Annotated in this window: 11 protein-coding genes; 2 read left to right on the top strand and 9 right to left on the bottom strand. The window is 41.7% G+C overall.

The features are described 5' to 3' along the window. Window positions 1–263: hypothetical protein (locus HPC41_RS05210; protein WP_172392966.1), on the bottom strand; the 263-nt coding region annotated here is incomplete at its 3' end. A gap of 270 nt (window positions 264–533) precedes the next feature. Then, a complete protein-coding gene (locus HPC41_RS05205) occupies window positions 534–1,184 on the bottom strand; it encodes a hypothetical protein (RefSeq protein WP_172392964.1) in 651 nt (216 codons plus the stop codon). Between the two features lie 327 nt (window positions 1,185–1,511). Here HPC41_RS05205 and HPC41_RS25030 point away from each other — a divergent pair, with 327 nt between their 5' ends. Both HPC41_RS25030 and HPC41_RS05200 read left to right on the top strand, forming a co-directional pair. After that, window positions 1,512–1,661, top strand: coding sequence for a hypothetical protein (locus HPC41_RS25030; protein ID WP_216660665.1), 150 nt, complete (start codon window positions 1,512–1,514; stop codon window positions 1,659–1,661). Continuing rightward, complete coding sequence (locus tag HPC41_RS05200) at window positions 1,652–1,906, top strand: hypothetical protein (RefSeq protein ID WP_172392963.1); 255 nt, start codon at window positions 1,652–1,654, stop codon at window positions 1,904–1,906. The genes HPC41_RS25030 and HPC41_RS05200 overlap by 10 nt, the downstream gene beginning before the upstream one ends. Window positions 1,907–1,952: 46 nt before the next feature. Here the strand turns inward: HPC41_RS05200 and HPC41_RS05195 are convergent, their stop codons facing one another. The 7 genes from HPC41_RS05195 to HPC41_RS05165 all read right to left on the bottom strand — a co-directional run bounded on the left by HPC41_RS05195 (window position 1,953) and on the right by HPC41_RS05165 (window position 13,215). After that, on the bottom strand, window positions 1,953–3,827 hold the full coding sequence (locus HPC41_RS05195) for a RagB/SusD family nutrient uptake outer membrane protein (protein ID WP_172392961.1): 1,875 nt from the start codon (window positions 3,825–3,827) through the stop codon (window positions 1,953–1,955). An 18-nt stretch (window positions 3,828–3,845) separates the two neighbouring features. Then, the gene (locus HPC41_RS05190) at window positions 3,846–7,196 is read right to left on the bottom strand and encodes a SusC/RagA family TonB-linked outer membrane protein (protein ID WP_172392960.1); all 3,351 of its coding nucleotides are present in this window, start codon (window positions 7,194–7,196) and stop codon (window positions 3,846–3,848) included. Between the two features lie 79 nt (window positions 7,197–7,275). Continuing rightward, a complete protein-coding gene (locus HPC41_RS05185) occupies window positions 7,276–8,406 on the bottom strand; it encodes a FecR family protein (protein WP_172392958.1) in 1,131 nt (376 codons plus the stop codon). Window positions 8,407–8,472: 66 nt separating this feature from the next. Then, window positions 8,473–9,024, bottom strand: coding sequence for an RNA polymerase sigma factor (locus HPC41_RS05180; protein ID WP_172392956.1), 552 nt, complete (start codon window positions 9,022–9,024; stop codon window positions 8,473–8,475). A 395-nt stretch (window positions 9,025–9,419) separates the two neighbouring features. Then, a complete protein-coding gene (locus HPC41_RS05175) occupies window positions 9,420–10,364 on the bottom strand; it encodes an aldo/keto reductase (protein ID WP_172392954.1) in 945 nt (314 codons plus the stop codon). Between the two features lie 206 nt (window positions 10,365–10,570). Beyond that, window positions 10,571–11,452: an endonuclease/exonuclease/phosphatase family protein gene (locus tag HPC41_RS05170; RefSeq protein WP_172392953.1), complete on the bottom strand. Its 882-nt coding sequence runs from the start codon at window positions 11,450–11,452 to the stop codon at window positions 10,571–10,573. 11 nt (window positions 11,453–11,463) lie between these two features. After that, window positions 11,464–13,215: a RagB/SusD family nutrient uptake outer membrane protein gene (locus tag HPC41_RS05165; RefSeq protein WP_172392951.1), complete on the bottom strand. Its 1,752-nt coding sequence runs from the start codon at window positions 13,213–13,215 to the stop codon at window positions 11,464–11,466. Between the last annotated feature and the right edge of the window lie 4 nt (window positions 13,216–13,219).

Here is a 13,219-nt window from a genome sequence, read left to right as displayed (position 1 = left end):
TTATTGAATTTATTTTCCCCGATCTGCTCGGTCAATTCCTTATTGATCGATTCCGTTTCCTGTAATGCCTCTTCTTTCTGGCCCAAAATCTTACGGTTGTGCTTCGATCGCCATACGAAATAGGTGACCGCCACAACAAGCAATACCAACGCTACGATTGAAATTTTAACCGCTTTTGACACCTTTATATCAGACTCCTTGTCTTTCGCATTCAAAACCTGATTAAGGACAACATCTATTACCTGTTTATTTTCACTTTCCAAGGAGTCATTCAATAAAACATACGCTAGTTCATATTCCCTAGCTTTTTCATTTCCTAATTTATAGGTTCGATAATAGTCCGCTAAAAACTTATAACTTTTTCTAATTAGGTCTCTATTTCCTACCTCTTTCGCATTGACTAAACTCTTTTCATAATACTGTATAGCTTTTTCGGGGTTGAGCCTCCTTTCCTCCAGATTCCCTAAATAATGATAGGTATTAAAAGTTATAGCTATGTTATATTTTTCAATAAGTTCCAGCGATTTATTAAGTTAATATTCTGATTTCGCAAAATCCCGTTTTTTAGAATATAAATCACCTAAAATATCATACGCTCCGATATATATATATTTTTCGTTCTTTTCATCAAAGTCTCGTAAACTCTCTAATTGAAGCAGACAATATTTCTCAACAGAATCAAGCTGTTTTAGTTGATTAAAAGTAGCACTTAAATTTGCGTAGATATTGAGATTGGTTCTTTTTTGGTGCATCTCATTCTCCAAATTCTTCGTACTGGCCAACTGCAAACGAAACTCCCGGATTGCTTGTTGAAACAATTCGAGCTTTAGATAAGCTCTTCCTCTCACCCAATGTATCTCGGTTTGCATGAGTATGTTTTCACGATAATATTTCGTGGACTCAATACTTTTTAGATGTTTGAAACTTTCTTTAAACAGGCCAATATTTACAAGCGCATCAGCCGCAAAAAAATGAGTTTTTGCGATTCCTGTATCATAGTTGGCAGTAGTTGCGATGTCGAGCGCTTGCAGGGATTTCTCTAACTGCTGCACAAAATCAGCTTGCTGGTGGGATTCTCTTACTTTTACCAATAAGGAGTCAACTTTTTGTTGTTTTTGTCCATCCCCAGCACTTGCCCCTAACGTAAATATAAATAGAATTAAAAATAGAAAATACTTCTTCATTTTGTAGGTTGTCAAATTAAGTTTTGTCCACAACCATGTTAGCTTTGTAACCATGGTGTGATGGCTACAAAACTAAGGATTTCAAATGAAGTAAAGAAAGTTTGGGCTAACAGAAGCGTATACGATTCCTAAACCGCTTCTCTCTGGGATCAGCTCCGAAGAATGCCAGCCGGAACACATGCGGTGTCCTATTTTTAGCGGCAAATTCGCAATGTACAGCACTATTTTTTTCAATTTCCTTTCTTAAAACGGTCTCATGATGCAACCAAAGCGCTTAAAAATAAAAACGTAGACCTTAAAAATTGGGTAGCAGATAACAAGTTGCTCTTGCAAATTCCGTTAGACTTTAACGAGGTAGAAGACTTTTATAACTATCTAAAAGCCGATCCGTCGAAAGATTACACTTATTTTGATGCCTGGGCATTTTTAAAAGTCTTGCAGCAAAACAGCAACAAACGAGCACAGATATGGGGATAGAAAAAAATAAAAAAGATTCTCCACATAATATTGAAGATGCACTATTCAGAGGGAAGTATAATACCATGACCTTAGCGGAAATTTTACTGGAGGCTGACAGCCTCGATAAGAATGTTGTCATCTATTTTACGGGCTGGAACCATACGCAGCAACGGACGGACCGTTTTAACCAACGATTCAGGTCTGAATCTGCCTCTGATGATCTATCATTAAAAGATAACAATTGGAAAAAAATAGCCGCTTAGGATACCCCAAGCGGCTTAATATTACGCAAAAAAAAGACATTCCGTGCTAGTTCCAACCGGGATTCTGTACCAAATTTGGATTCTTGTCTATTTCAGCTTGCGGGATTGGAAACCAATAGTTTTTTCCAGTAAAAATGCGCTTTTGATAGACCGAACGTTTGAAAAAAGCCTTGGGATTAGACTCACTATCGTCCTTTTCAGTTCCGGAAAAATTCATCCCATAAAAATTTCCATTCAATGTGGTCTCTCCTATCTTCCAGCGTCGAATATCGCGGTAACGGATTCCTTCATTATTGAGCTCTACACGACGTTCATTCCTAATGGCCTTGCGCATCGCCTCTTGTGAAGCCGGTACAGGCAGTGCATTAGGCCCAGCTCCATATTGTGGTACTCCGCCACGCACACGGATCAAATTGACGTACTTTAAGATATCCGGATGATTGGGTTCCGTCTCGTTGAGGGCTTCGGCATAATTCAGATAAGCCTCTCCCAAACGATAAAGTATACCCGGCCGATAAGGATTTGTGTTATTGCGCGGGTCATGGTCTGGATGAACTTTCTTCCGGATGAGATAGCCATTCTGTGGCGCATCGTGGGTAGGCCCTCCATCCCAGTTGCCGCTGTAAAACTGCGTGGTGCGATTTTCCCTCCTATACCAGGCTCCATTGTATAATACAGAAATATAGAAGCGCGGTTCGCGATGGGTATACATGTTATAAGTTCCCTCTAACGTAACTTTGCCATTGCCCTGAGACTCGACCCAACGCGTATTTCTGACTTCTGCAGTTTTTGAAAAACCTTTCTCCTGATAGCCGGACAATGGATCGTCGATGGTCCTGCCATTCTCCATAAAGAAGGCATCGACCAATGATTGCGTAATCCCTAATCCCCCGTTGCCACCAGTTCCCCTAGGTTGAGCATGGCGGTCATACTCCCCGAAATTACAGTCGGGCCGGGCAAAAAGAATCTCTTCATTGCCGTCCTGTGGCCTACGGAACAACATGTTCTGATAGGATAGAAATGGATCAACAGAACCATCACTATTATATTCTATATACAATTTGTGCCCGGCTGCCTCAGCTTTTTCGATAAGGAGCTTGGACGCTGCCACTGCGGATTTCCATTTATCTGCCGTATAAGTAGCATTAAATATCGCTTCACCTTTGTTATTGGTAAAACCAGCATAGGATGTATTTCCATTGACCAATGGACTTGCTGCAAATAAAAGAAGACGTGCCCTGACCGCCAGACACATTATGGAAGTTGCCCGACCATACTTTTGTGCCGCACTATACCTTGCTGGCAGAACTTCCGATAAATCCAATAGTTCTTTATCTGCCCATTGTACCACCTGATCAAAGGGAGTCTGTCCAATCATCAGTTCCTCAGCAGGTGCATTGGGATCTGACAAACCAAGATGGAATGGTATTGCACCATAGGTTTCCAGTAAAAGTGTATAATAATAGGCAATCATAAAGCGGGCCTCGCTTTTCATTAGGTTGACCTCTTCTTCGGTCACCAATTGCGCAGGGTTGGGCTTGACATTGTCCAGAAAAATATAGGCCGAACGGATACGCTTGGGAAGCTCCACCCAATAATTGGGGTCCCAGGATGTACTCGGATTCCAGTTCCCAGTCTGCATACCAATAACCGACCAGCCAAACTGTTCCCAACCGGTAGACGGAGCCATATCATCAGAGAGTGGATCCCAGCCCAGCGTCCGCGTATTTCCCCAATAAGGATCGGGCACATTGCTGTATATACCCGCCAGCCAATCTTCCGTTCTGGTCTTATCTTTAAAAATCATTTCAAGGGTAAGCTGATCATCAGGGCTTTTGTCAAGATATTTCGAACAGGCCCCCATTGTGATACCCAAAGCCGCCAGCACTAATACTCGGGTAATCTTATGTTGTATTTTCATCTTCATCATTGGTTAATGCTATTTAAAATTTAACTCTAGACCCATCGATACCGATTTCATTATTGGGTATCGCATGCCGTTATTTGAACCCAGTTCGGGATCCCAAAGCTTAAAATCGCTGATTGTTAACAAATTATTTCCACGTAGGAATATTCTAAAATTTCGGATGGAAAGATGGTCTAGCAATTTTGGCGGTAAGCTATATCCGACCTCAACATTGCGCAAACGAACAAAGCTCATATCGCGTAACCACCAAGTAGATGCCAGATTGTTATTGGCACTTTGGTAATCGGACAACCGTGGGTAAAAAACATCCTGGCTGGGGTTGCTCACAGTCCATCTGTCTGAAACATTGTCAAATATATTCCCCATGGCACCATTGGCACTTCCTGGAATAAAATTAGAACCACCGATAATGCGGTAGGTCCGCGAAATTCCCTGGAAAAAGAAGCCAAAATCAATGGCCTTGTACCGCAGGTTGGAGCCAAAACCGAATACGATCTGTGGATCTTCGGTACCGCCAATTGCTGTTCTGTCAAGTGCATCGACGACTCCATCACTATTCAGGTCACGGTAGCGGATATCGCCGGGGCGAACCGGCCCGAATGTATGCCGCGGGATATCGGGACGTAGTGTACCATTGGACACATCTGAAAAATCAGCATCAGTAAACAGTCCCTCATCAATAAAGCCAAACAGCTGCCCAATCGGCCGGCCGGTAGAGGAACGTGTGCTTCCCACCACTGCAATAGGCTCATCTTGCTCCAGGATCTTATTACGGGCATAGGTAAAGGTGCTACGCACGGAAAGGAAAAAATTTGGATTCAACTGCTTGTTCAACTCAAGTGACATATCTATACCTTTATTGTTGACGCGCCCAAAATTTGCCCATGGTGCATTGGTAAAACCACTGGAACCGGGAATGGAGCGGCGCTGCATAAAAATGTCTTCGCGATTCTCATTAAATAAATCAAGCTGGAATTCTAATGCTCGCCATAATCCGAGTTCGACACCAATATTGGATTTGGCGACTGTCTCCCAAGTAAGGCTACTATTCCCCTGATCGCCTTCCATACGGCCTGCACGCTTAAAGTCGTTGTTTAAGCCCCAGGAGTAACCGCCAGTCTCATTAATGGTCGTAATATAAGCGAACCGACGGCCATCAAGCTTGTCGTTACCGACAAGTCCATACGAACCGCGAAGTTTAAGTTTAGAAATTGTACTTTTCAGCTGTTCCATAAATGGTTCTTCGGATATGTACCAACCCAAGGCAAAGGAAGGAAAGAAACCGTAGCGTTTGCCGGGAGCAAAGTTTTCGGATCCGTTATAGCCAAAGTTGAACTCAGCAATATACCTATTGTTATAGTTGTAGGAAAATCTGCTGGCTATTCCTTGATTCCGATAAGGCAACAGATCACCATTATCGTAGTTACGCTGATTGTACAAGAACATACCTTCTACATTGTGATTGCCAAAAGACTGGGTATAGTTGATGGCTCCTTCGAGGTACATGCTTTTATCGCCCCAGTCTGAGTTTTTTTCATAACCTAAAAACTCTTGGCCATAGCTGTCAATCACAAGCTGTAATTTCCCATTTTCGTCCCGACCGATGGCTGGATTATAATAATCCGGACTTTTACTCCTTACAACGGACGTGTTTGAATACCTGTCGAACGAGAAAAGCCCCCTTGCTTTTAATCCCTTGAGCCAAAACGAAAGATCCTGCTCTACAGCAAATAAGGATTCAATTTTGCTTGCGCTGATGCGTTCATAGCCACGTTGCGTTGCCAAAGCCCAGGGATTTGTACGCTGTGGCGTACGTGGTATCTCACCTGAAGAGTAAATGGTGGGATGGACATATGGAGGAATCGTAAATGCTTCCTGAAATAGGTCATCCACACTTTGGGGCGCACGGGTCCGATCCTGCAGATAGCCTCCAATATTGAGCCGGAAGAGCGTGGTCGGACTGACATTAATATCCACATTGGAGCGTACATTATAACGGTTTAAACGGGAGGAAGAATTCCAGGCCTGTTTCTCATCACGTTCAATCAACCCACCCTCGCGATAATAGGAGGTAACCAAGGAATAACGCAGGATATCCGAGCCCCCATTGACGCTCACGTTGCCTCTTGAATTCCCAGCACGATCGCGGAGTACTGCATCGAGCCAGTTGACATCTGGATAAAGATCTGGATCAGTTTGGTTCCGGATATTTTCGATTCGCTCTTTAGAATATAATCCCTGTTCACCTCGCTCCTCCCGGATACTGTTCATAATCTCCAGATAATCAGCAGCCCCAACAAACTTAGGAAGCTGGATGGGAGATGTGATGCCCTGCTCAAAACGGGCAGAAACACTAGGCTTTCCCACCTTACCCCTTTTGGTGTTGATCAGGATCACACCATTTGCGCCACGAACACCATAGACCGCACTTGCTGCGGCATCTTTTAAGATCGAAAATGATTCGATCTCTTCGGGATCCATATTGTCCAACGAACGTTCTACTCCATCGACAAGAATCAATGGGCTGCGGCTTCCCCCGAAAGTGCTGATACCACGTATCCAAAAATTCGAATTATCATAACCCGGTTCGCCGGAACGCTGTACAGCGATGATGCCCGCCAGTTGTCCAGCAAGATTATTGCTCATGGAACGGGAAGTTCCAATCTGCAATCGTTTGGGTTCAATAGTTGTGATTGCCCCTACCACAGAAGCTCGCCGTTGTGTTCCAAAACCGACGACGACAACTTCATCCAGCGCGCTAACGCTGTCGGCGAGCACTACAGTATAATCTCCACTTGCCTTAAGCGCCACGCGTTGACTTACATAGCCGACCAAACTCACTATAAAATAGCTATCCTGAAGGTCCAATTTGAGCCTAAACTGACCATCCTCATCGGTAGAAGTTGTATTTTTACCCTGGCCGCTGCTCACAGTTGCCCTGGCTAGGGCAATCTGGCGCTGGTTGACCACACGACCGAACACCACACGATCCTCCTGAACTGTAGCTTGCCTGTCCAAACGCTTTACGATGATCGTATTGTCTTTTATGGTATAAGAGGCTTTTAAAGTTGAAAAAATTCGATCCAGAACCACCTTTATCGGCTGATCTCTGAACGTCATCGAAATACGTTTGGAATCGTCAATATCGTTTGGCGAATAAATAAATTTTAACCCCGTTTTGGAATTTAGCTCTTTAAATACTTGCTTAACTGGAAGGTTGTTAAAATCTAGGGTAATGTTTTTTTGGACATCAAAAAATGGCCTGGCTGAACTAAATAACCAGACAAGACAGCCAAAAAAAAGGCATAAAAAGTTTCGCGCAAACTTAATTTGTTTGCGGGATGTCATAAGTAATTTATACATTTGAAAATTGATTAATAGTTGATCATTATCCAAAGCCTTTACGGCACGATTAGGAATGTAGCAGCATTCCTAATTTTTTTTACGGATTTGCTTGTGTTACATATATCTTTCCTTTCTTTTCTGAATAGTTTATATTGTTGGTCATTTTAATGATATTTAGGACTTCCCGAATATCTTCATATCTGCTGATCATACCCGTGATCGGAAGATTTGCGATCGCTGGTTCGATATCAATATCAGCTCCATACCACTGTTCAAATTCAAGTACGACATCCGCAAAGTTTTCATTATCGAAGTAAAATAAGCCTTTTCGCCACGCATTGGCTTTTTCGATATTCTTGGACTGGATCAGTAAAATATTCGGCTTATCTTCCTGTACGAAAGCCTGTTGACCGGGCTTAATCAGCACTTGGGTACCGTAGTGATTGTGTGTAAGTCGGATACTGCCTTCGCTCAACAGTACATTTTCCTCCAAGCCGTTGGCGGTATTAACGTTGAATTTGGTACCGAGAACTTCAATGGTCTGTAAGGAAGAGTGAACCAAAAAGGGAACTTTCCGTCCCATAGCGTACTGCTTATGCACATCAAAGAAAACCTCTCCCCTAACATGTACAGAGCGGTTGCCCTTATTGAAGTTGGGATCAAGCTCTAGTGATGCCATATAGTTGAGCCACACCTGTGTACTGTCGTCCAACAAAACTGAAAAGACCCGTCGCGAAGGATTCTCAATCCGTAGTTTACTGTTACCGGCCGTTTGCGTGAGTGTGCCAAGTGCCAGTACTTTTTCCTCGTTTATGGTCATGTAATGACTACCTGGAGGCAATGTATCCAATAGATCAAAATGCTCTTGACTGCCAACGAATAAAGATGGGTTTTGGAGATTTGCCTGTTGCGGCCTGTCAGTGGTATTGTAATGGTCGATAATCCGATAAGATATATATATGCCCAGCACCACAAATAGACTTGCGGCTGCGTACCAGGCTGTATGTAGACGGAAAGCAGATACCCGAGGTTTTCCAATGCGCTGCTGCACCCCTGCTTTGATTTCTTCACCGATACGCGCTAGATCGTCAGTCTCAGATTTACCTCTGTCCATGGCATCATACAGATGTTCGACAAGCTTTTGCTCCTTGTGATTCGCACTCCCCGAAATATATCGGTCGAGAAGATCTTTTAAAACTGCACGAACATGACGTTTCCTTTCAGACATATCAAATGGTTTATAATGGTCCCTTTCCTATATGTCGTTGTCACCCCTGGTAATTCCCAAAAAAAATTAAAAAAACATGAAAAGAATTTTGTGTATCAGATCTTTTAACGTGTTTGTTGTATTGAGCAATTGATTTTGAACGGTTTTGGTAGATATTCCAAGCAATTTAGCGATCTCCTTGACCGTCTTATCTTCGTTGTACCGCAATTGGAATATCGCTCTACGTTTGTGTGGCATACGTGCGATCCATCCGTTGAGTATGGTTTGGAGTTCAACTTGTATATATCGCTCATCGGCAGTTGATCCGTCACTCAACTTTTCGACCAATGTTTCCAGTTCGTCAAAATACTTTTTCTCTTTTCTAAACTTGTCGATCACTTTAAAACGCACAGCTTGGCAAAGATAATGGTCTATATCTTGGATCGTTTTGCGATCACGTTTCTCCCATAAGTCAATGTATATATCTTGAACAATTTCTTTTGCGACATTTTCATCTTGTAACCTTCGAACAGCGATTCCATACAACTTCTTCCAGCTACGATGATAAAGTTCGTCAAATGCGCCTTCATTTGATTCTTTCACCAAAAGAAAAAGATCCTCTAGACTCATATTTCGCATAGCTAACGATTTATATTGTTCCGAAATTATAGTGGCTTAAAATTGATGAATGCAATATATAAATTCTGAGGGGAACTTCCTATAAAAGTTATACATTCAACAGAACTTATAAAGCTGTTAAATAGTTTTAGCTCGGTATCGAACACGCTTGATTATTATCGCACCACCTCCCTCAAGTATAGGATATATTTGAATACGCTATACTTCCTGGGACAATGCATACCATGTTGACACAAAAAAACAGATTTGTTAATGGCTATGATTCCCGATTTCCTTGATTTGGAATCTTATATCGGGATGACAAGAAAAGATTTGATGCACAATACCGTATCCGCTACTTAAAATCAAATAGTGATCCGTCCTGATAATGATTCAAGCGGTTTCATCAGTATTACTTATTTACTAACATCATTTAATAATATAATATCCTCAGAACTTAGTCTCACTTCTGGTGCTGCAAACAAAGTTTTAAGTTGGGATTCACTGGTTGCACTTACAATAGGTGCTGTCACCAACGGATTTGCTAAGAGCCAAGCTAAAGCAACAGATGCCTGAGTCACCTCATATTTAGCACTGATCTGATCTAATGCATTTAACACCTTTAACCCTTTATCATTCAAATATTTTCTCACCCCCTCACCTCTGGCACTCTTATTTAGATCATCTTCATTACGATATTTTCCAGTAAGGAAACCGGCCGCCAATGACCAATATGTAAAAACACTCAAATCGTATTCTTTGACCAAATCAGCGTACTGAGTTTCAAAAATTTCTCTCTCCAGTAAATTATAATGTGGTTGCAATGCCACATATTTGGGAAAATTGTTTTTTTCAGCAACCTCAAAAGACGCTTTCAATCTTTCTGGAGATAGATTTGAAGCGGCGATATACCGTACCTTCCCAGCTTTAACGATTTCAGCATAAGCTTCCAAAGTCTCTTCCACCGGTGTTTTATTATCATCAAAATGTGTATAATAGAGATCAATATGATCTGTCTGAAGTCTTGCAAGGGATTGGTCAACTGATTTTAAGATATGTTTTTTACTGATATCATAACCGTGCTCTTTTGTTTCAGAGCCTACTTTTGTTGCTATTACCAACTCATTTCTATTATTGCGCTGCTTCACCCATTTTCCGATGATCTCTTCCGATTGACCACCTACTCCATTTACCCACCAAGAATAAGTATCAGCGGTATCAATAAAATTAAAACCCGCGGCAGTAAACTGATCTAAAATATCAAACGATTGTTTTTCATCCAAAGTCCAACCAAAAACATTTCCTCCAAAATTAATTGGTGAGATCAAAAGGTCTGTATTTTTTATTTTTCTTTTTTCCATAACATGGATATTCTTAAACTTTTAAACTATTACGAATTTACTTAGGAATGATCGAGAATCAGTTTTAATAATTGCCATTTTTCAGTAAATTAACAAAATAGCAAAGAAGACGATAAATATAAGGGTAAGCAAGAATTTGACGCGTATTTTTCACAACGTCCTATGTTTATATATATAAAATCCGCCCCCATAAGGGGCGAATTTCATTATTTACTGAGCTTAAGCTCTATAAATGTTGGGTAATGATCGGAAATATAATGTGTATAGTCATTCTTGATGATACCACTTTTGGTAACACCTGATGCTGCTACTGAATTGGCCCAAATAAAATCAATACGTTTGGGATGACCGGTATTGTTCTGCTTGATATTTCCGTTACCATCCTTAAAGGTCGGAACAGAACTTTCAAACTCCTTATGCAATAAGCGATAAGTATCCTGAAATCCTGCTTCACGCAACTTACCCAATACAGAATAATCAATCTGTCCGTCGTGCAAATTACGGATGTGATCCTGTTTTTGCTCGCTCTGTAGCATTGCATTCAAGACCTCCTGACCATATTTATCCTTGTCCGAAATATCCAGGGAATTAAAATCACCCATAATGAGTACAGGCTCATTACTAGAAATTTCATTGACTTGTGCTAAGACATCGGTCACTTCTTTCAAACGTTTCTGATAACTGAAAGGCGAAAAATGAATGACAAAGATGTGTACTCCCTTTATTTTCGCATAGATGTAGCTATGCCACATATTTTCGGTGACTTTCCTAAAGTTGACTAAAGGATACTTGGAGGTAATGGCCACAGGAAATCCTTCTTCTTTAGATTGTAGCACATAATCGTGACCGATACGTTGTCCCAGTTGCTCCAGCGTCTTTTGGGTATATCCATTCATTTCTTCGAGTGCTATCACATCCGGCTTCCATTCCTGTGTAAAGTTGACAAACCGATCTATATTGACCGAATCTTTCTTTAATCCATAAAGGACATTATACGATACAATCTTTAATGTTTCCTGCGCATATGCTACGCACACATTCACAGCCATAACGATGGCAACAACAATCGTATTTTTATAATTTTTCATATTCTTATCTCTTAAGTTCCTGATTTGTCCCAACCTTTATTCTGTTCGAGCTTGGGGTTTAACTGAAGTTCTTGGGTGGGAATTGGATAATAGTAATCTTTTTCCTCTGTCCATTTTTTTAGGATGTCCGGCAAATTGACAATACGGCCTCCGCTTTTTCCATTTTCTAAAACAAGTTCACCTAGTTTCTGATATTGGACACCGGGCTTTTTGGTTGGTGCAGTGCCTTCATAAATAACAAGATCCAATTTGCCATCTTGATCCAAATCATACTCACCTGCTCCAGGAAAATACATGCCATAAAAAGGTTTGGCGACTTTCGCTCCTTCTTTCCATCGCAAAAGATCATCGTAACGCAATCCTTCTTTAACCAATTCAATGCGTCTCTCACGCCGGATTTCCAATATCGTCCCTGTCTGTCCGTTTTTCGTAACGTTGGGATAAGCCGACAATAGATAAGGGTCTGCTTTGGCATTTGCGTCTGTCAATATTAGATTTGGCATATTAACGCGATCTCGTAGTAACTTAATGGATCTATCGATATCACTCTGGCTGATCGTACCCAATTCGGCCTTTGCTTCGGCATAGTTCAATAATACCTCAGCATAACGGATAATGGGCATATCATTGCTGCTTTGTCCGGCATCAAAGGCCGGTGAAAGAATATACTTTACATATTGATAACCTGTCACTGATGTTGCAAAATCCGGAACTGAGGTGGTACTCATACCGATACGTTTGTAACCCGGTGTACGAATGGTTTGCGATAGCCTCGGGTCGCGGTCCTGCGTTTCTTCGTAAAACGATAGTTTATCAAAATTAGGCTTGTCCGTAAATCGGCTTCCATCTTTCATCAAATAACTATTCACAAGTTCTTTGACCATTCCTGGGCGGCCAAAAGAGGCCGACAGAATATAGAAATTCGCAGAATGTACAAAAGGAACAGATACGCTATACTGCCGTGCCAAAATCATTTCCATAGGATTAGCATCCTCAGCAATGAACAGCTCCTGATAAGCCTTACTGGGGTCGCCTTTGTAGATACTGTAGGTATTGGACTTCATCAATTCGTCTGCGGCCGCCACACTTTCCTGAAGGATATCTTCCCAATCACCCAATCCATGGTATTTGCGAAAGGTTCCCTCGAATAAACACATACGGGATTTGAAAGCCAAAGCGGTCCACTTGCTGATCAATTGCGGGCTTTTGGTTGTGTTACAATTGGCGATAGCAAAATCAAGATCTTCTAGGATTTTAGCAAAAACAACTTTGCGGGAATCCCTCGCTTTAAACATAGCAGGATCATCCAACTGGTTAACTTGATCGTACCAAGGGACGTCACCAAAACGTACGATCTTGTCATAATAAAAATATGCACGAAAGAATCTAGCAACACCGTCATACTGAAGACGTGCTGCCTCATCAGCACATTTGTGCGAATTCTCAAGATAGAAATTGATACGGCGAAGAGATGTCCATTTCCACCCGCCGTCACTGGCAGGTGTGGTACGGGTACCCTGAAATTCGGAAGCCAGCGTATTACGGGCCTCGTCATCGCCCTGACTGGGTGTATTATAATGAATGGCGAGTGCATCCGGGAGATCTTCATAAAATGCATTTGTGAAGGTCTGTAACTCAGACGCAGTACGAAAATAGTTTTCAGGAGCCAGCTCGGCTATGGGATATCGCTCCAGGTAATCGTTGTTGCAGGAGCTAACCGCAAGTACAAGAATGAGCGTAAAAATATTAAGGTTTCTTTTCATGATT

Origin of the sequence: Sphingobacterium prati, from assembly GCF_013167215.1 — a bacterium.
Taxonomy (GTDB): Bacteria; Bacteroidota; Bacteroidia; order Sphingobacteriales; family Sphingobacteriaceae; genus Sphingobacterium; species Sphingobacterium prati.
This window is presented reverse-complemented; position numbering and strand designations above follow the sequence as displayed.